Origin of the sequence: Oceanimonas sp. GK1 (assembly GCF_000243075.1) — a bacterium.
In the GTDB taxonomy this organism is placed as follows: domain Bacteria; phylum Pseudomonadota; class Gammaproteobacteria; order Enterobacterales; family Aeromonadaceae; genus Oceanimonas.
This window is the reverse complement of sequence record NC_016745.1, coordinates 420,817-440,035: the sequence shown is the minus strand read 5'-3', so window position 1 is coordinate 440,035 and position 19,219 is coordinate 420,817. Positions and strand designations below refer to the sequence as shown.

The 19,219-nt window shown below is 63.7% G+C and carries 14 protein-coding genes; 4 read left to right on the top strand and 10 right to left on the bottom strand.

The genetic code is table 11. The annotated features are described in order from the left end of the window. Positions 1 to 357: 357 nt before the first annotated feature. Positions 358 to 2,961 (top strand): glycoside hydrolase family 3 protein, encoded by a 2,604-nt coding sequence (locus GU3_RS02140; RefSeq protein WP_014290915.1) that lies wholly within the window; start codon positions 358 to 360, stop codon positions 2,959 to 2,961. Between the two features lie 132 nt (positions 2,962 to 3,093). On the opposite strand, the gene GU3_RS02135 is transcribed toward GU3_RS02140, so the two are convergent. Further along, a complete protein-coding gene (locus GU3_RS02135; protein WP_014290914.1) occupies positions 3,094 to 3,444 on the bottom strand; it encodes a RidA family protein in 351 nt (116 codons plus the stop codon). A 97-nt stretch (positions 3,445 to 3,541) separates the two neighbouring features. Between GU3_RS02135 and GU3_RS02130 the strand changes: the two genes are divergently transcribed. Then, a complete protein-coding gene (locus GU3_RS02130; protein WP_014290913.1) occupies positions 3,542 to 4,654 on the top strand; it encodes a YcbX family protein in 1,113 nt (370 codons plus the stop codon). A 25-nt stretch (positions 4,655 to 4,679) separates the two neighbouring features. Here the strand turns inward: GU3_RS02130 and GU3_RS02125 are convergent, their stop codons facing one another. The 5 genes from GU3_RS02125 to GU3_RS02105 are packed head-to-tail and all read right to left on the bottom strand — an operon-like array spanning position 4,680 to position 12,072. Then, a complete protein-coding gene (locus GU3_RS02125; protein WP_014290912.1) occupies positions 4,680 to 7,481 on the bottom strand; it encodes an FAD-binding and (Fe-S)-binding domain-containing protein in 2,802 nt (933 codons plus the stop codon). Next, on the bottom strand, positions 7,481 to 8,134 hold the full coding sequence (locus GU3_RS02120) for a lactate utilization protein C (RefSeq protein ID WP_014290911.1): 654 nt from the start codon (positions 8,132 to 8,134) through the stop codon (positions 7,481 to 7,483). The genes GU3_RS02125 and GU3_RS02120 overlap by 1 nt, the downstream gene beginning before the upstream one ends. Then, a complete protein-coding gene (locus GU3_RS02115) occupies positions 8,134 to 9,552 on the bottom strand; it encodes a LutB/LldF family L-lactate oxidation iron-sulfur protein (protein ID WP_014290910.1) in 1,419 nt (472 codons plus the stop codon). Before GU3_RS02115 ends, GU3_RS02120 begins: the two co-directional genes overlap by 1 nt. After that, positions 9,545 to 10,315, bottom strand: coding sequence for a (Fe-S)-binding protein (locus tag GU3_RS02110; RefSeq protein WP_014290909.1), 771 nt, complete (start codon positions 10,313 to 10,315; stop codon positions 9,545 to 9,547). The genes GU3_RS02115 and GU3_RS02110 overlap by 8 nt, the downstream gene beginning before the upstream one ends. A 59-nt stretch (positions 10,316 to 10,374) precedes the next feature. Beyond that, a complete protein-coding gene (locus GU3_RS02105) occupies positions 10,375 to 12,072 on the bottom strand; it encodes an L-lactate permease (RefSeq protein WP_014290908.1) in 1,698 nt (565 codons plus the stop codon). Between the two features lie 170 nt (positions 12,073 to 12,242). Between GU3_RS02105 and GU3_RS02100 the strand changes: the two genes are divergently transcribed. Next, entirely contained in the window at positions 12,243 to 13,148 is a 906-nt protein-coding gene (locus GU3_RS02100; RefSeq protein ID WP_014290907.1) for a LysR family transcriptional regulator, read from the top strand. A 9-nt stretch (positions 13,149 to 13,157) separates the two neighbouring features. Here GU3_RS02100 and glcF read toward each other — a convergent pair whose 3' ends face one another. The 3 genes from glcF to GU3_RS02085 are packed head-to-tail and all read right to left on the bottom strand — an operon-like array spanning position 13,158 to position 16,887. Beyond that, the gene (gene glcF, locus GU3_RS02095) at positions 13,158 to 14,372 is read right to left on the bottom strand and encodes a glycolate oxidase subunit GlcF (RefSeq protein WP_014290906.1); all 1,215 of its coding nucleotides are present in this window, start codon (positions 14,370 to 14,372) and stop codon (positions 13,158 to 13,160) included. 11 nt (positions 14,373 to 14,383) lie between these two features. Further along, a complete protein-coding gene (glcE, locus tag GU3_RS02090; protein ID WP_014290905.1) occupies positions 14,384 to 15,442 on the bottom strand; it encodes a glycolate oxidase subunit GlcE in 1,059 nt (352 codons plus the stop codon). Next, positions 15,442 to 16,887, bottom strand: coding sequence for an FAD-linked oxidase C-terminal domain-containing protein (locus tag GU3_RS02085; protein ID WP_014290904.1), 1,446 nt, complete (start codon positions 16,885 to 16,887; stop codon positions 15,442 to 15,444). Before GU3_RS02085 ends, glcE begins: the two co-directional genes overlap by 1 nt. 305 nt (positions 16,888 to 17,192) lie before the next feature. Here GU3_RS02085 and GU3_RS02080 point away from each other — a divergent pair, with 305 nt between their 5' ends. Next, entirely contained in the window at positions 17,193 to 18,227 is a 1,035-nt protein-coding gene (locus tag GU3_RS02080; RefSeq protein WP_014290903.1) for a Gfo/Idh/MocA family oxidoreductase, read from the top strand. On the opposite strand, the gene GU3_RS02075 is transcribed toward GU3_RS02080, so the two are convergent. Further along, positions 18,221 to 19,183, bottom strand: coding sequence for a TDT family transporter (locus GU3_RS02075; protein WP_014290902.1), 963 nt, complete (start codon positions 19,181 to 19,183; stop codon positions 18,221 to 18,223). The genes GU3_RS02080 and GU3_RS02075 overlap by 7 nt on opposite strands. Positions 19,184 to 19,219: the final 36 nt, after the last annotated feature.

The following is a 19,219-nucleotide window of genomic DNA, read 5'->3' as shown; positions in this document are numbered from 1 at the left end:
TAACGTCTAAAGGCCCGGCAGACCGGGCTTTTATTTTTTGTATTGCCGGCAGACAGTTTTTTGCTTGACCAGGCTGGCTGTTTTTTAGTCACCACGACGTTCGGCAACTATGCTTGTTACTGTGTTTACTGGCTGGCCAGGGGAGGTCTCTGGCCAGTTTTGCTTCGGGATCGGGACAGCCTGGTCTTTCCCGGTACAGTGGCATTACTCTTTTTATTCCGTGCATCGCGCTGCACTCGCTGCCGAAGTAGCCCCTCTTCTTCAATTTAGACAAGGAATCGTCAGATATGCCCCAAGCTGTATATGGGAGACATGACGATGATTATTCCAAATATTACAGGCCGTGCAGGCACGGGTATGCCCGTGCTGTTGACCGCGGTCCTGTCCTTTGGCCTGGCGGCCGCCACTCCTCACGAGGAATTTGCTGACAGCCTTCTGTCGCAGATGAGCCTAGAAGAAAAAATCCAGCAGATCGGTAACCTGCCCGAAGCGTCGGCCGTGCCCACAGGCCAATACCTCGGTGGGAACAATAAAAGCCTGCGGGAGTGTGACTTCTCGGTGGTGGGGCGAAGCATTACCGGTATTCCCAGTCTGGGTATTCCTACCATTCGTGAAATCAACGGCGGTAACGGTGTTCGCGGTGGCTCCTGCACCAGCGAGCCGGTCATGACCGGCGGCCCCTCCATGACCCTGGCCGTGGCCAGTTTTGATCCTGAACTGGTGGAGGACTGGGGCGAGGTGGTGGGCATAGAGACCTTTTCCTTTGCCCACCAGGTGCTGCTGGGACCGGCACTGAACCTGATCCGCTCGCCCTATGCCGGCCGTGCCCAGGAATATGCGGGGGAGGACCCCTATCTGGCGGGGGTGATAGGCGCCGCTCAGGTCCGTGGTATTCAGTCTCAGGGGGTGCAGGCCCAGCCCAAGCATTTCGTCGGCAACGAGCATGAGTTTCAACGCGAACGCTGGACGGCGGGGGTACGTATTCCCAGCCGGGCGATGCACGAGCTCTATCTGTTGCCCTTTGAAATGGCAGTCAAGGACGGAAATGCCGCCACCATCATGTGTGCCTTTCCTTACCTGAATGACACCGCCCATATCTGCAACAACGGAGACGTTCTGGTCAAGACCCTGCGTGAGCGCTGGGGCTTCAAGGGCTGGATTGAAAGTGATCGGCGCGCCATGCACGCCACCAGCGAGGCCCTGCTGGCGGGGGTGGGTTGGGAGCTGGACTTTCGGCCCAAGTTCTACTCTGCCGACAATATTCAGGCAGCCCTTGATAACGGCGAAATTACGGAGGCAGACATCGATGCCGTGCTCAGGCCCCGCTACAGCAAAATGCATGAATTCGGCCAGTTTGACGACCTCTTTGAGACCATCATCAACATAGATGAGGAGCCCGAGATAGACAGGGCCGAAAACGCCCGCAAGGCTCGGGCCCTGGCCGAAGCGGGCATTACCCTGCTCAGGAACGAGGGGGATTTGTTGCCACTGACCACGGAGCCGCTCAATATCGCCCTGATTGGCCATCCCTGGTTTGCGGGCTCGGCCACCATTCCGCCCCGTAATGGTGACCCCCGGGAGCTGACGGCGGTGATCCCCTCGTTCACCGTGTCTCCCCAGGAAGGTCTGGAGAGTTATGGTGCCACCGTGAGCTATCACAATGGTGCCGATATAGGCACAGCCCTGGCAGCGGCGGCAGAGGCCGATGTGGTCCTGCTGCTGGTAGGGACAACCCCCCGCGAGACTCGGGATTTGCTGCACCTGCGCTTGCCCGCCATTTGCCTGTTTGATGATGAGGAGGGTTACGAGGAATTCTGTACCAATGCCGAGGACGTGTACTGTCCCGACGGCGAGCCCGGATTGTCTGAAAACTGTGTGTTCCAGGATGATCTGGTTCAGGCCATGGTCGATGCCGGTTTCGGCAACAAGACCGCCGTGGTGCTGTACAGCGGTGCCGGCGTGCTGATGGATCCCTGGCTGAATGACATTGCCGCGCTGATCGCGGCCTGGTTCCCCGGTCAGGAAGACGGCGCTGTTCTGGCTGACATTCTGTTCGGTAAAATCAACCCGTCGGGCAAGCTGCCGGTGACCTTTCCCAACACGGATCGTGAAGCGGCGTTTGAGACCGAGGCACAATATCCGGGTACCCGTGAAGAGACCGGTCAGCCCGGTGGCCCGGGGTTTCCCGGTATTGACGTCGATGACTGGGATGATTTGACCGAGCCTCAGCTGATCAGCAATTACACCGAGAACCTGCAAATGGGCTATCGCTGGTATGAGGCCAACGGCGTCACACCGGTGTTCCCGTTTGGATACGGTCTGTCCTATACCCGTTTTGAGTATGATGATCTGAATGTCAGCACCTCGTTTCGGCAGGAATACAATCCCGAGAACTGGTTCGGCAGGGGCTGGCGCCACTCGGGCAAGGGCAAGCCTCACTCCCCCCTGCTGATGCTGGCGCGGCAGCATCCCGTGCTGAAAGTGAGCTATACCATCACCAATGTGGGCGACAGGGCCGGGGCCGAGGCTTCTCAGGTGTATCTGCAGCTTCCCGGCGAGGCAGAACAGCCCTCCAAGCGGCTGGTGGGATTTGAAAAGGTGTTACTGGCACCGGGCGAGAGCCGGCGGGTGACCGTAGAAGTTGATGGCGGCGCTTCCAACCACCCGTTTTCCTATTTTGTGCCGGATAATCCCGATGATCTGACGGACTGGGCCAATGGCGACTGGCACGAGGCCAACGGCCGTTATCGCGTGTATGTGGGCGGATCCTCGGCCGACACTCCCTTGGTGGGACAGGTCACCCTGTTCTTTCCGAAACTGGACGGTTTTTTGCAAAACAAATTCTTTGGTAAACACTGGAAAGACAAATGGCATTACCGCCATGGAGAAGAGCACGACGACCGTCGCGCGCTGAGCAAGGCTTTTGAAACGGCAGGACAAATGGAATTGATGGAGGATTAATCAACCAGGAGGGCGGCATGCTTTGCGCTTGGTCCGCCCAGGCTGCCGAGACGCTGCACCTGAGGAGAAATAACAAGGCCAGCCTGATAACATCGGCTGGCCTTGTGGTAAGCGTGGCGTGATGGAGCTTGTTCAGGCCTCGGCGGCGATCACCGAGATTTCCACCAGCAGCTCGGGGCGGGCCATGGCGGCTTCCACGCAGGCCCGGGCCGGGGCATGGCCCTCGGGCACCCAGGCGTCCCATACCGCGTTCATGGCGGCAAAGTCGGCCATGGTGTTCAGGTAGATGGTGGCGGAGAGGATATGCTCCCGGCTGGATCCGGCTTCCTGCAACAGGGTGTCCACCTTGTCCAGCATGGTACGGGTCTGTTCGGTGATATCCTGAGTGGCATCTTGGCACACCTGACCGCACAGGTAGATGGTGCCGTTGTGCTTGACGATGCGGCTCATGCGCTGTCCGGTTTGCTGACGTTCAATAGACATTTGTACTTCCTTTATGGCTTTTGTTTAGAGCTTAAAGCCAGACCTTACCGCGCGCTCCTGGTTTGTAAACTTCATCTTTTAAAAAAGGTAAAACAATATGGTGTCGATCACGGGAATTCATGGCTACCCACTCAAGTCTGCCGCCGGTCTGAGCCTGACGTCGGCACTGGTTACTCGAGAAGGGCTGGCGGGGGATCGCCGCTATATGCTGGCCAAACCGGACGGCAGCTTTGTCACCGCCCGTACCCATCCCCGCTTGCAGCGGGTGGTGGTTACCCCGGTGGCCGGCGGCCTGGAGCTGGAGTTCGCCGGGCGCCGGTTGTCGGTGCGCCACCGGCAGTTTTCCCGGCAGCCGGTGCGCACCGGCGTGTGGGACGATGACTTTGTCGCTTATGGTACTCACCCGGATTACGACGCCTGGTTCAGTGGAGTGCTGAGCGAACCGGTGCAACTGCTGTGGCTCGGGGACAAGTCCAACCGTTATCGCAGCAAACTGGGCACGGCCGTGAGTTTCGCCGACGGCTACCCGTTGTTGCTGATCTCCGAAGCATCGCTGGCAGATCTTAACCGGCGCGCCGGCCTGGATCTCGACATGGCCCGGTTTCGGCCCAACCTGGTGGTACGCGGCCAGCGGCCATTCGAGGAAGATGGCTGGCGTCGTATCCGTGTGGGCGAGGTGGAATTCCTGGTGGCCAAGCCCTGCAGCCGTTGCATCATGACCACCATAGTGGCGGGCACGGAGCGGTTTCATGCCCACAAGGAGCCGCTGGCCACCCTAGCCCGGTACCGCCGGGGCGCAGACGGCGAGGTGTATTTTGGCCAGAACCTGGTGGCACTGAACGAAGGGGAGATTCGTGCAGGGGATCAGGTGGAAGTGCTGGAATATGCCACGGCGCCGGTGTATCCGAATCTCGGTGAAGCGGCTCCCCGTGAAGCAGAGGTTTCACGTGAAACCGCAACGTTGCAGGTACGTATCGGTGAGCAGGGCTTTACCGGCAACAATCAGCACAGCCTGCTCACCCAGGCCGAACAGCATGGCCTGCCCCTGTCTTATTCCTGCCGGGCCGGCCTGTGCGGGCGCTGCAAGCTGACCTTGCTGTCCGGCGAGGTGCATCAGCCCGAGGCGCCGGCGTTGCCGGCAGCGGAGCGGGCGGCCGGCAAGGTACTGGCCTGCTGTTGTGTGCCCCTGTCTGATGTGACGCTGGCATAAATAAAAGGGGGGCGAGCCCCCCTGTTTACCGGCTGGCTTCGTCCACCAGGTAGAGGATGGACTCGTAGTTGATGCCACTGTGATGGCTGAGGCCCAGCTCGCAGGTGCGGCTGTTGCTCACGCCCCGGCGGCAATCGGCGGGCACCTGGGCCCGCAGTGGCTTCAGCGCCGAGGCGTTGAGCTCGGGGGTGGTGAAGCCCTTGTCGCCGGCAAAGCCGCAGCATTCGATGTGCTCCGGCACTACCACCCGGGCGGCGCAGCGGTTGGCCAGGGTCAGCATGGCGTCGGCCAGCCCCATGCGCCGGCTGCTGCAGGTGATGTGAAGCATCACGGTTTCCTTTACCGGGGTCAGCGTCAGCCGGTCCAGCGCCTGTTCCAGCACAAACTGCACCGGCTCGAACACCCTGAGCGGCAGGCGACCGGTTTCCTGGCTGCGTTTGGCGCAGGGGCTGGTGTCCATCAGCACCGGCCAGCGGCCCTGCTCCGAGGCTTGCCACAGCCGGGCCTCCAGCTCGGCGGCCTTGTTGTCGGCCAGGGTCATCATGCCCTTGCTCTGATAGGGCATGCCGCAGCACAGGCTGGTCAGATCCTTCGGCACTATCACCTCAAAGCCTGCTTTCTCCAGCACCGCCAGGGTCACCTCGGTGAGGGAGCGGCCATCTTTTGCCCCGGGGGAAGCCCCAAGAGTGCGGCTGGCGCAGGACGGAAAATACACCACCTTGTCCGGACCTGTGCCGCCGGCCCTGGGCCGGTGCGGGTTGGCGGCCGGGGTTTCCGGCAGCCACAGTGGCACCTTGTTGTGGCTGACTTTGCGCAGTTCGCGGTTGAGCTTGCTCAGGTTGCGTTCGCCGAGCAGCCGCCGGCCCAGATTTGCGGTGTTCAGCCCCAGCGCCACGGCTTTGGTGGTGGCGGTAAAGTGATCCGCGGTCCAGCGGGCGATGGGCTCGAATTTCTGGTAACGGGCGGTGCGCAACTGGCGCACCAGATCGCCGGTATTGATGCCCACCGGGCATCGCTGGGCGCACAGGCCGGTGGCGGCGCAGGTGTCCACCCCCTGTTTATCGAACACGGTTTGCAGGGTGTCGTCGGTGTACTCGCCGGTGGCGGCCCGGCGGCTCAGCTCGCGAAACAGCACGATGCGCTGGCGCGGGGTCAGGCTCAGATCCCGGGACGGACACACCGCCTCGCAAAAGCCGCACTCAATGCACTTGTCGACAATGGCGTCGGCGGCGGGCAGGGGCTTGAGATCTTTCAGGTGGGCCTGATGATCGTCGTTGAGGATAACGCCGGGATTGAGCAGGCCTTCCGGGTCGAATAACGCCTTGATGCGCTGCATCAGGGCGTAGCCGTCCTTGCCCCATTCCAGCTCCACATAGGGGGCCATGTTGCGGCCGGTGCCGTGCTCGGCCTTGAGCGAACCCTGATAGTCCACCGCCACCAGCTGGGCCACGGCGTCCATAAAGCCGCCGTAGCGATCCAGCTCTTCTTGGGAGTCAAACCCCTGGGTAAACACAAAGTGCAGGTTGCCGGCCAGGGCATGGCCGAAAATGATGGCCTCATGGTAGCCGAAGCGCTCGAACAGGGCGGTCAGCTTGCGCACCGCCGGGGCCAGCTCTGCCACCGGAAAGGCCACGTCCTCGATGATGACGGTGGTGCCGGTTTCGCGCACCGCGCCCACCGCCGGGAACATGCCCTTGCGCATGCCCCAGAGGGTGGCGCAGGTGGCCTTGTCCTGGGTGAAGGCGACTTCGTTGCAGCGTGCAAAGGGGGTGACCGCGGCCATGGCCTGCTCGCATTTGTCCAGCAGCTCCGCCTCGCTGGCGCCGTGCACCTCCACCAGCAGGGCGGCGGCTTCCCCATCCAGCTCGGCCACAAATCCGGGCATGCCCGGCTTGTCGGCGATGGAGGCCAGGGCCCGGCCGTCCATCAGCTCCACCGCCGCCACCTGGGTCTCGGCCAGGGCGGTCACCGCCCGGCAGGTGGTTTCGATGTCCGCATACACCAGCAGGCAGGAGGCCTTGAAGGGGTGATCGGGCACGGTGTTGTAGCTGACCTCGGCCATAAAGCCGAGGGTGCCTTCGGAGCCAATCATCAGGTGGGCCAGCATGTCGAACGGGTCGTCAAAATCGACCAGGGCGTTCAGGCTGTAGCCGGTGGTGTTTTTCAGCCGGTACTTGTGGCGAATGCGCTCGCTCAGCTCAGGGTTGGCCTTCACCTCCTCGCTCAGCTGCTTGAGGCCGGCCAGCAGCTCGGGCCTTTGCTCGGCAAAGCGGGCCCGGCTGTCGGCATTCACGGTGTCCAGTTGCGTGCCGTCGGCCAGTATCAGCTTAAGGCCGTGTAGGGTGCGGTAGGAGTTCTGGGCGGTACCGCAGCACATGCCGGAGGCATTGTTGGCGGCGATGCCGCCGATCTTGCAGCTGTTGATGGAGGCCGGATCTGGGCCGATTTTACGGCCGTAGGGCGCCAGGTAGCGGTTGGCGTCGGCGCCGATCACCCCGGGCTGCAGGGCAATGCGCCCGCCCTCGTCCTCGATGCGGTGGCCGCGCCAGTCATCGGTCAGGGTGATCAGCACCGAATCGGACACCGCCTGGCCCGACAGGCTGGTGCCGGCGGCGCGAAAGGTGCAGTGAAGTCGGTGTTGCCGGCAGGCCGCCAGTACGCGCACCACTTCGTCGTTACTGGCTAGGCGCAGCACCAGTTTGGGCAGTAGCCGGTAAAAGCTGGCGTCGGTGCCATAGGCCAGGCACAGGGACGGATCGCTGATGATGCGCTCACTGGGCAGAAAGGTGGCCAGCTCGTCGGCCAGCCGCTGGTAGCGGGCCTCCATCAGGCATCCTCCAGGATCAGCACCGTCAGGGCGCTGGGGCCATGGGCGCCGTAGGCCAGGGTTTGCTGGATGTCGGCGGTCTTGGACGGCCCCGACACCAGCAGCAGGTTGGTGGGCATGCCCTGGCTCCAGCCCTCATCCGTCATCATGGCCGGCAGGTTGGTATGCAGGGTGGACGCCTTCAGAATGGCAATGTGATGGGGCGGCACCAGCGACAGGGTGCGCGGCTCCTCCGGACCCGGCCACAGCACCAGGCTGCCGCTGGCGGCAATGGCGCCGTGGCAGCCGGTGATGCCCGCATCAATGGCATTGAACAGCGTGTCCTTCCACTCTTCCAGCGGGCGGTCAAAGCATACCCGCTCGGCGGTGCCGTTCAGAGCCTGGGTGATGTCGTCAAAAAACTCGCCGCCGGTGCCGGTGGCCACCCGTTTGATGCCGGCCTGCGCCAGCCGCTCCCGCAGGGTGGTCACCAGGGCGGTACGGGGCAGACGCAGTACCTCGGCATGGTTTTGTTCCAGCAGGCCGGTCAGCCGGGCCAGCATGGCGTCGGGATCGGCATCGTTCCAGATGGGGTAATCCGGCTCCGACGCTTTCAGTGGCAGCGCATTGACCCGGCGCAGCCGGTCAAGAATGGCGGTACGGGCGGTCGACATTATTGTTTCCTCTCGGCCATGAGTTCACGCAGAGTTTTGGCGGCGGGTCTGGGTGCGGTGCGGCAGCGGGTCCAGGGGCCCAGTTTTTTCGGCATCAGCCAGCGCAGCCGGGTGGCGCACCAGGTCAGCATACGGTACAGGGCCGGCTGGCGGGTGGCCAGGGCAAAGCTGCGCCAGACAAAGGCCTCGGTGTTGCTGGCCGCCGCCTTCTGGCCGCGCAGGGGCAGTGCACCGGGGCGCGGATCCTGCTTGGCTTCGTGGCGCAGCCGCTGCAGCAGCTCAGGAATGGGAATGCGCACCGGGCACACCTCGCCGCAGGCGCCGCACAGGCTGGAGGCGGTGGGCAAGTCCTGCGTGGCGTCCAGGCCCATCAGATGGGGTGAGATGATCTTGCCGATGGGGCCCGGGTAGACGGTGCCGTAGGCGTGACCGCCGATGCGGGTGTAGACCGGGCAGTGGTTCATGCAGGCACCGCAGCGAATGCACTGCAGGGTCTTGCGCAGCTCCTCGTCGGCATAGGCCTGGCTGCGGCCGTTGTCGAGCAGCACCAGGTGCACTTCCTTGGGGCCGTCCAGCTCGTCGTCCTTGCGCGGGCCGCTGATCATGTTGAAGTAGGTGGTGATCAGCTGTCCGGTGGCAGAGCGGGTGAGGGCGCTGAACAGTGGTGGTACATCGGCCAGATATTCCACCACCTTTTCAATGCCGGTAATGGCGATATGCACCTCGGGCACGGTAGTGCACATGCGGCCGTTGCCTTCGTTTTCCACCAGGCAGAGGGTGCCGGTTTCCGCCACCGCAAAGTTGACCCCGGACACGCCCACATCGGCGGTGCGGTATTTTTCCCGCAACACCCGGCGGCCGGTCTGGATCAGGGTGTCCACGTCCAGGGTGTGTTCAAAGCCGGGTACATGCTCGGCAAACAGGTCGGCCACCTGCTGTTTGTTCTTGTGAATGGCGGGCATGATGATGTGGGACGGTGTTTCCCGGCCAAGCTGGACGATGTATTCGCCCATGTCGCTTTCCAGGCAGGTGATGCCTTCTTTCGCCATGGCGTCGTTGAGCTCGATTTCCTCGCTCACCATCGACTTGCCCTTCACCGCCAGGGTGCCGCCATGGGACTGAATAATGTCGGTAAAAATGGCGTTGGCCTGCTCGGCGTTCTCTGCCCAGTGCACGCGAATGCCGTTGGCGATGCAGTTGCTTTCCAGCCGTTCCAGCAGCTCGGGCAGTTTGCTCAGGCAGCGCTGGCGAATGGCTTCGGCCCTGTCCCGAATAGCGCTTTCTTCAGCAGCGTCGGCAAAGGCGGTTTTACGCTTGTCGCGCAGGTAGTCCATGGCGCCGCGAAAGTTGGCGCGCAGCTCGGTGTCGGCCAGGGCCGCTTCGGCCTGGGCGTGAAAGTGTTGGGGCCGGTTATGCATGACGTCCCTCCAGCCGGCTCAGCAGAAAGCTGGCCAGGTGCATGCCCTTGAGGGTGCGGCCCTGGTATTCCAGGGCGCCGTTGATATTGAGCAGGCAGCCCCAGTCGGCGCTGATCAGCTGTTCGGCCCGAGTGTCGCTCAGGTGCTGAGTCTTGTCCTGCACCATGGCCTCGCTGATGGCCGGGTGGCGCACCGCAAAGGTGCCGCCAAAGCCACAGCATTCGCTTTCGTAGGCCTGCTCGCGCAGCTCCACCTGGTCCAGCTGGCCCAGCAGCTGGCGGGCGGTGACGTGTACCTTCATTTCCCGGCGGGCGGCGCAGGAGGTGTGCAGCACCACCGACGTGCTGGGGCCCTTGTCTTCCAGCCGAATGCGGCAGACGTGCACCAGAAACTCGGTGAGTTCAAAGACCCGATCACAGAATTCATTGACGCGGGATTCGTGCTCGCTGCCGGCGAACAGCCGGCGATAGTGATGGTGCATCATGCCGCCGCAGGAGCCGGACAGCACGATCACCGGCCAGGGCTCCGCAAACAGGGCCATCTGGCTGAGTGCCGTGGTGCGGGCGTCGTCATCGTAACCGGAGGAATAGGCGGGCTGGCCGCAGCAGCTTTGCTTGGGCACGTAGATCACCTCGACCCCGGCCAGCTCCAGCAGACGAATGGCATCCAGCCCGCTTTGGGGCGAAAACAAATCCACCAGGCAGGTGGCGTAGACATAGACCTTGTCGGGCCTGGACGGATAGAGACGAATAGCGGATGACATAGGCAATTCCTGTCAGGGTTACAACAACGCCGCCGGCGGGCACCGGCGGCGGCAGGGCATCAGGACAGCTGTAACAGCGGATCCGAGATGCCCATTCCGTAGATGGCGATCATGCCAATCACGCCGATGGCCACCAGATAGTAAAGGGTGGGCAGGGCGGTCTTGCGCAGCGTGGTGCCTTCCCGGCCCATCAGGCCGACGGTGGCCGAGGCCGCCACCACGTTGTGAATGGCGATCATGTTGCCGGCGGCAGCCCCCACCGCCTGCAGCGCCACCACCATGGCGGTGGACACGCCCAGGGTTTGGGCCACTTCAAACTGGAACTGGGAAAACATCATGTTGGACACGGTGTTGGAGCCGGCAATAAAGGCGCCCAGGGCACCGATCACGCCGCTGATGGCCGGGAAAAAGTCACCCACCTGATCTGCGGCCACCCGGGCCGCCATGACCGGCATGCTGGCCAGATCCGCTTCGTTGACGCCGGAGTTGATGAAGATCCGCACCATGGGCACGGTAAACATCAGCACAAAACCGGCGCCGATCAGGGTCTTGCTCGACTCGTGAATGGCCGGGCCCAGATCCTTGAGCGAACGGGTCTGGCTCAGTACCGCCACCAGCGACACGAACACCAGAATGCCGCCGGGCAGATACAGGGGCTGAATGCCGGCGCTGATCCCTGCCTCGCCCAGCAGGTTGTTGAAGGCAATGTTCCAGCCGGTGAGCAGGCCCTTGAAGCTGTCGCTGGTACGGCTCAGCACCAGCAGTACCGGCAGCAGCAGGTAGGGGAACCAGGCCAGGCCTAGGCTGATGGGTTTTTTGGTCAGGTCTTCCTTGTGAATCGCCAGCGAGCCCAGCCACTCGGCCGGCCAGTCCTGCTCATCGGGAAAATCAAAGGTGTGCTTGGGCACCAGAAAGCCTTTGCGGGCGGCGGTGACCACCACGGCCAGCCCCACCAGGCCGCCGATCAGGGACGGAAATTCGGGGCCGAGAAACACGCCGGTGAGGGCATAGGGAATGGTAAAGGCGAGGCCCGCGAAAATGGCAAAGGGCAGAATTTCCAGGCCACGCTTCCAGCTTTTTTCCTTGCCGAAAAAGCGGGTCAGCATCATGCACATGAACAGCGGCATCAGAATGCCGACAATGGCGTGGGTAATGGCCACGTTGCTGGTGACCGTTTGCAGGTAAGCCGGCCAGCCGGAGCCGGCGGCGGTCAGGGTGGTGTTGATGGCGGCATTGTCGAGGCCGGTGGTCACGCCCACAATAATGGGGGTGCCCACGGCGCCGAAGGACACCGGGGTGCTCTGGATCATCATGCCCATCAGCACCGCGCCCAGGGCCGGAAAGCCCAGCGCCACCATCAGGGGTGCCGCCACGGCGGCGGGGGTGCCGAAGCCGGAGGCGCCTTCAATAAAGCAGCCAAAGCACCAGGCCACGATAATGGCCTGAATGCGCCGATCCGGGCTGATGGCGGTAAAGCCGTTGCGAATGGTGGTAATGGCGCCGGTGTGCTTGAGGGTGTTGAGCAGCAAAATGGCGCCGAAGATGATCCACAGCAGCGAGACGGAAATCACCAGCCCCTGCAGGGTGGAGGCCAGCACACGGGTGCCGGTCATGTCCCAGATCCACAGCGCCACCACCACGGTCAGAATAAAGGCCAGCGGCATAGCGCGCTTGGCGGGCCACTGCAGGCCCACCAGCAGCACGGCGGCGAGCAGTATGGGCGAAAAGGCCAGCAATGCCAGCAGAGTATCATTCATCATGAGTGTTTATCCTTGTCACCTTGTCTTGGGCGGCAGCCTCTCCACCCGTATCCTTAATAATGTAGAGTACGATGGCACCAGGGGTGTTAAACGAATGTAAACTTTAATCCCTTGTTTTTTGTGGATATATAGACTTAATGAAATCCATTGTTTCCAAAACTGGTTAAATGATGCCGAGAACCGACGATCTCATTCTGTTTGCCCAGGTCATTGAGCTGGGCTCCTTCAGCAAGGCCGCCGACGCCCATGGTCTGACCAATTCGGTGGTGAGCAAGCGCATTGCCCGGCTGGAAGCCGAGCTGGGCAGCACCCTGATCCACCGCACCACGCGGCGCCTGACCCTGACCGAAGCGGGACGGGTGTTGTTTGAGCATGCGCAGGCGGTGGCGCAGGCGGCCCAGGAGGCCTTTGATGCGGTGACCGGCTACAGCGATACCCTGCAGGGGCACATTCGCATGTCGGTGCCCACCATTTCCGGGGAGTTGCTGCTGGCGGAGGCGGTGGCGCAATTTTGTGAACTGCATCCGGCTATCAGCGTCGACATGTCCCTGGAAAACCGCTTTGTGGATCTGGTGGGCGAGGGCTATGACCTGGTGATCCGCACCGGTCATCTGGAAGACTCCACCCTGATTGCCCGCCATATTCTGGACTCTCGCTGGACCATCTGTGCCGCCCCCGCCTACCTCAGCCGTCACGGCAAACCCCAGGTGCCGGAAGACCTGCTGCAGCATAACTGTCTGATTTACAGCTATCAGGAAAGCGGCGCCCGGGACTGGCTGTTCAGCCGCTTTGGTGAGACCTATTCGCTGCGGGTGAGCGGCAACTTTTCCACCGACAACGCCGCCGCCCTGCGCAAGGCGGCCCTGGCCGGCCATGGCCTGGCCTATGTGCCCCGCTGCCTGGTCTATCCGGATCTGCAGGCCGGCCGGCTGGTGGAGCTGCTGCCCAACCGGGTGGGCAAGGTGCTCGGCATTTACGCGGTTTACCCCTACAACCGCCAGCCGCCCCGCAAAATCAAACTGCTGATCGAACATATTCGCGCCCGCTATATGGAGATCAGGCATTACTTCTGACGGCTCCGCTCAGGCGCCGGGGTCGAGCAGCTCAATCCAGTGCTTCACCGGCACCGTCGATTTGCTGGCCAGGTGCAGCTGGCAACCGACGTTGGCGGTGACGATCTGCTCGGGGTTGCCCTCGGTCAGGGCCGCCAGCTTGTTGCCGAGTAACTGCTGGCTGAGCTCCGGCTGCAACACCGAATAGGTGCCCGCCGAGCCGCAGCACAGATGGCCGTCCCGCACCGGGGCCAGCTCCAGCCCCGCCCGGCGTAATATGGTCTCGACCTGGCCGCCGAGGCCAAGGGCGTGTTGCAGGGTGCAGGGGCAGTGCACCGCGGTTCTGCGGCCTTTATCGGCCAGTTGCAGTTTGCCGAGATCTTCCTGCCCCAGCACCTCGCTCAGATCCCGGGCCAATTCACTGACCCGGCGCGCCTTGGCGGCGTAGGCCGGATCCTGAGCCAGCCGGTCGCCGTACTCCTTGACCATGGCGCCGCAGCCGGAGGCGCTGATCACCACAGCCTCGGCGCCGGCCTGAATATCGGGCCACCAGGCGTCGATGTTGCGACGCATGAAATCTAGCCCTTCCTCATGGGCCGAGAGGTGATAGCTGACCGCGCCGCAGCAGCCGGCCTCGGGGGCCTGCCGCAGGTGAATGCCAAGCCGGTCCAGTACCCGGGCCGCCGCCGCATTGGTATTGGGGGTGGCCGCCGCCTGGGCGCAGCCGCCCAGTGCCAGCATCACCCGCGGGTGATCACGGTCGGGCAGGATACCGGCCGGTTGTGCGGTGGGCACCTTGGCGGCCAGCGCCTTTGGCAGCAAGGGCTGGCCGATACGTCCCAGCACCAGCAGCGGGCGCAGCCGGGCCGGAAACGGCAGCACCTTACGCAGCAGCCAGCGCAGCAGGCGCTGGCCCGGTGAGCGCGGCAGCTGCTGCTCCATGATGCCCCGGCCTATGTCCGCCAGCCGGCCGTAACGCACGCCGGACGGGCAGGTGGTTTCGCAGCTGCGGCAGGTCAGGCAGCGATCCAGGTGGGTCTGGGATTTGTCGCTGATCTCGCCGCTTTCCAGCATCTGCTTGATCAGATAAATGCGTCCGCGCGGACCGTCCCGTTCGTCCCCCAGTTGCTGATAGGTGGGGCAGGTGGCGGTGCAGAAACCGCAGTGCACGCAGCTGCGCAGAATGGACTCGGCTTCTTCAATGTCGGGGTGATCCAGGTATTTCACATGAATGTCTGTACGCATGATGTCGTCCTTTACAACCAGCCGTAGAGGCGGCCCGGGTTGAACAGGCCGTCCGGATCCAGCGCCGCCTTGAGCCGGCGCTGCAGGGCCTGCATGGGAGCCGGCAGGGTATGCAGCACCTCGCCGTTGCGGTCACCGCCCCGGTACAGGGCCACCTGACCGCCGGCGGCTTCGGCAAGGGCTTCCAGTTCAGGCTGGTCGAATTCGCCCCGCAGCCAGCGCTGGCTGCCGCCCCAGTCGAGCAGCCAGGGCGCATCGGGCAGGGCATGGGCGGCGGTGGATTTCACCGAAAAGCGCCACAGCGGCGCGTTACCGTCAAAATACGCCAGTCGCTGCTCGCGCAGATCCCGCCAGAAGGCATCGCCGTCTTCCAGCACCTCGCCCGGCCACACGTGCGTGGTGCCCTGCACCGCGCTGGCGGCGCCGGACAGCCGCAGATAGAGGCGGTTGTCCAGCCAGCAGGCGGCGGTGAGCGGCCGGGGCTGGCCCGCCAGCCGGTTCATTTCGGTGAGGGCGGCGGCGGCGTCCAGTTCGCGCACCAGGGTCAGGGTGCAGTCCGGCACCGGCATCACCTTGAGGCTGAGTTCGGTGATCACTCCGAGCGTACCCATGGCGCCCGCCTGCAACCGGGACACGTCGTAGCCGGCCACGTTCTTCATGACCTGGCCGCCAAAGCGCAGGTGTTCGCCCCGGCCGTTGATGAGCCGCAGCCCCAGCAACTGATCCCGGATGGAGCCGCTCCAGGGCCGGCCCGGGCCGGACAGGTGGCAGGCCAGGGTGCCGCCCAGGGTCGCCCTGCCGTCAAACAAGGGCGGATCGCAGGCCAGCATCTGGCCCCGTTCGGCCAGGGTGGCCTGCACCTCGGCCACGGATGTGCCGGCCCGGGCGGTCAGCACCAGCTCCACCGGCTGGTAACTGACGATGCCGCTGTGGCCGGAAAGCGATAACGGCTCGCCCGCGGGGGGTCTGCCCATAAAGGCCTTGCTGTTGCCGCCGATGATTTGCAGCGGCGTGCCGTCGGCCCGGGCCTGTTGCACTTGTTCCAGCAGGGATGAAGTCAAATCCGTCATCAGCGGGCCTCCTTGTGATCGAGGGCGCGGTATTCCTGGCAGTGTTTGAGCAGGGGAATGCCCTTGCCCGGGTTCAGGGTGCCGAGGGGGTCGAAGGCCGCCTTGATGGCGTGAAACTGAATCAGCTCCTGTTCACTGAACTGCACCCGCATCTGCCGGATTTTCTCGATGCCGACGCCGTGCTCGCCGGTGATACAGCCGCCCACGGCCACGCACAGCTCCAGGATTTTGCCGCCGAATTCCTCGGTTTTTTCAAACTCGCCGGGCACGTTGGCGTCGAACAAAATCAGCGGGTGCAGGTTGCCGTCGCCGGCATGAAATACGTTGGCCACCCGCAGGCCGTAGTGCTCCGACATGCGCTGCATCTCGGTCAGCACATGGGCCAGTTGGCCTCTGGGGATGGTGCCGTCCATGCAGTAGTAGTCGGGGGAAATCCGCCCCACGGCGGGAAAGGCCGACTTGCGCCCCTTCCACAACAGCGCCCGCTCTGCCTCGCTCTGGGACACGCGAACATGGGTCGCCCCTTGCTCGCGAAAAATGGCCTCAACCCGGGCGATATATTCGCCCACTTCCTCTTCGGTGCCGTCCAGCTCGCACAGCAGCAGGGCCTTGGCGTCGGTGGGGTAGCCGGCCCGGGCAAAGGCCTCGGCGGCGACGATGGCGTGGCTGTCCATCATTTCCAGCCCGGCGGGAATAATGCCCTCGGCGATCACCGCGCCCACCGCATCGCCAGCCTGCTGCACCCGTTCAAAGGCTGCCATCACCACCTGGGCCTTTTCCGGTATCGGCAGCAACCGCACCGTCACTTCAGTGATGATGCCGAGCAGGCCCTCGGAGCCGGTGAGCAGCGCCAGCAGATCCGGCCCCTGGCTGTCGAGGCCGTCACTGCCAAACACCAGTTTCTCCCCTGCCACCGTGAGCAGCTCCACCTTTTGCAGGTTGTGCACCGTCAGGCCGTATTTGAGGCAGTGCACACCGCCGGAGTTTTCCGCCACATTGCCGCCTATGGTGCAGGCGATCTGGGAGGACGGATCCGGCCCGTAATAGAGGCCGTAAGGGGCTGCCGCCTCGCTGATGGCCAGGTTGCGCACCCCGGGCTGCAACCGGGCGGTGCGGGTCAGCGGATCTATGTCGAGAATGTATTTGAAGCGGGCCATCGACAGCAGCACGCCGTCGTTGCTGGGCATGGCGCCGGCGCACAGGCCGGTGCCGGCGCCCCGGGCCACCACCGGCACGCGATGCTGGTGACACAGCCGCAGCACTTGCTGCACCTCTTCCACCGTGCCCGGCAGCACCACCAGCATGGGCATCTCGCAATACATGGAGAGGCCGTCGCATTCATAGGGTTTCTGGGTTTCGGCGTCGCTGATCACGTACTCCGGCTCGATAAAGGCCCGAAAGGCCTCGGCCAGGGTGGTGCGCAATGCCGCTTGAGGGCTGGTCATTCCGTCTTCCTCCCTGTGGCGGATCCTGAACAGGGCCCGCTGGTTATTCGCTCAGCATGGCACCCTTGCCGCAACCCGGGCCATGTTGATTTATTCTGGTCATACCAGTTGTTGTGTTGCGGGTGGCTTCCGGTGCGGCCCACGGCCATGCATCACCAGGCATGAGGTTGCCGGGCCGGGCAGCCGCTGTCCGGGCGGACCGAACCTTGACCTAGCGGCCGGGGCTGTGCTTTGTTGTGGGGCTGAATTTGTGTTGCTAGCCTGCCGGGGCGTGTCAGCGTGCCGGTTTTCGATGAGGTTTACCCATGATCAAAACCGCCGTAATCGGCTATGGCCAGTCGGCCAGTATTTACCATCTGCCCTTTATCGATAGCCTGCCGGAGTTTGAGCTGGTGGCCATTCACAGCTCCCGTCCGGAGCGGGTGGAGCGGGACTGGCCCGAGGTGCGGGTGTATACCGACGTGGACGAGATGCTGAAGGAGTCGGGCGCCCGGCTGGTGGTGATCACCGCCCCTAACGAGGTGCACTACGAACTCGGGCGCAAGGCCCTGAGCCTGGGCCTGCACGTGGTGATGGAAAACCCGGCGGTGACCCAGCTGCACCAGGGCAGCGAGCTGATGCGCCTGGCGGACGCCGGTCGGTTGTGCCTGATCCCCTTTCATAACCGCCGCTGGGACAGCGACTTTCTCACCATCAAGCGGCTGCTGGCCGAGGGCAAGGTGGGCCCGGTACATGCCTTTGAATCCCACTTTGACCGTTTTCGGCCTACCCCCGAGGGCCAGGAAGATCAGCCCGGCGTGGGCGCGGGCTCCTGGTTCGATCTGGGCGGCCACCTGGTGGATCAGACCCTGGAGCTGTTCGGCAAGCCGCTGTCGGTGACCGGCCGTTGTCTGTCCCAGCGTCCGGGCTCGGACGTGACCGATTACTTCCATGTGCAACTGCACTACGCCGACAAGGAAGTGGTGCTGCACTCCAGCTCCTACCATCCGGGGCCGACCCTGCGTTTCAAGCTGCAGGGAGAGCGGGGGTGTTACATCAAGCGGGGTTTTGACCCTCAGGAAGAGCGGCTGCGGGACGGTATCGTGCCCGGCTCACCCTATCTGGCCAAGGAGGCGGAAAGCGATTACGGGGTGTTTTATTCCGACGGCGAGCCGGAGGTGATCGTGTCGGAGGTGGGCGGCTACCGCCACTTTTATGAAGCCACCGCCAAGGCCATTCGCGGCGAGGGCCCGCTGCCGGTCACCATTCGGGACGCGCTCAACGGGCTCAATATCATCAAGCTGGCGGAAAAGAGCAGCAGCGAGGGCCGTACCCTGCCGGTGCCCGACGTCAATTACTGAGCCGGCTGCCGGGCCGGTGCCAGCAGACGGCCCAGGGCGGTGAGGTGCAGGGCATAGCGCAGGGCCACATAGCCCACCACCAGGGTGGCCACCACCAGCTCCAGCTGTGCCAGCCGGGCCAGCGGGGAGCCGTCCAGTCCCAGTCCGGCGGCCAGGCCCGCCACCTTGAATAGGGCGGTGGCGCCGATCACCAGTGGAAAGGTAAAGGCGGCGAAGCCGGGGCTGAACGGCAGCCGCAGCAGCCGGAACAGCGCCAGGTAGACAAGGGCCGTCATCAGCACGGCGATGCCCAGCAGCACCGCCACCAGCAAGGGGTCCGGCCGAGCGATGACCGTCAGATAACCGGCCAGAGACAGGCTGGCGGGCGCCGCCAGAATGGCGAGGGTGGGCCTGGCGGCGTCCGGCAGGGCGGCGCAGAAAAGTAACCGGTACAACATCAGCGGCAGCAGCAGGCCGTAACACCCCAGACCAAACCACATCAGCCCTTGTGCCAGCGGCGCAAGGGCACCGCCCGGGCTGGTCACGGCGGCCACCACAATGCCCACCGGCGGCACAAACCAGCTGGGCACCATGTGATGCAGGCGAAAGGCTTTCAGCCGGTGGCCAACAAACGCCAGCAGAAACGCCCCGTGCAGGCCGATGGCCAGCAGCCACAGCGCCTCGCGTGCAACCCCTTCCAGCGCGGCCGACACCACCATGGTGGCCATGGCAAAGGTGGGCACCACGCTGCCCACCACCGGGTGGGCCAGATCTTCCGCCAGCAAACGCGGATGCAGCAGGAACTTGGCGCTCAGGATCAGCAGCAGCCCGGCGGCGATGGCGGCCCCCAGATCTTGAGTCTGGCCGGCAAACAGCCCGGTGTTTTCCCAGCACCAGCCCAGGCTGGCAACGCCTAAGGCCAGCCCGGCCATGGGGGTGGGGGCGGCGGCAAGACGATGGCGAGTGGTATTCAGCATAACGGCGCTCCTCAGTGACGGTTGCCATCATAGAAA